This is a genomic window from Pontitalea aquivivens, assembly GCF_046507575.1.
Lineage (GTDB): Bacteria > Pseudomonadota > Alphaproteobacteria > Rhodobacterales > Rhodobacteraceae > Pontitalea > Pontitalea aquivivens.
Window position 1 is genome coordinate 1 of record NZ_JBKFEY010000144.1, and the last position, 293, is coordinate 293.

General features: G+C 63.5%; 1 protein-coding gene. It reads right to left on the minus strand.

What is annotated here, in order from left to right; genetic code table 11:
* The coding region (locus tag ACK8OU_RS20570) for a hypothetical protein (protein WP_410305181.1) at positions 1-293 on the minus strand (293 nt) is incomplete at both ends.

Genomic DNA, 293 nt, shown 5'->3' on the forward strand with positions numbered 1-293 from the left:
ATTCGCTCCCGCCAGATCCGAGATCAGCCCGGCCGACAGGCATTGCGCGTCGCCCGGAAAATCGCACTCGTAGAGTAGTGTGACAACAATGGCCTTCGCGGCCGCTTCCTGCGCGGTCGTGGCCTGCGTCTCCTGGATCTGATCGATCACCTCGAAGAACCGCGCGACATTCCGTTCGTCGCCTGTGTCGCAGGCCGTATCGTAATCCCACGCCTTGCCGTAGAGCGTCATGGCCTCAATCGCGAGGCCGCGCAGCGGCGAGGGTGAAAGGGTTGCGAGCAGTTCCGTGGTCC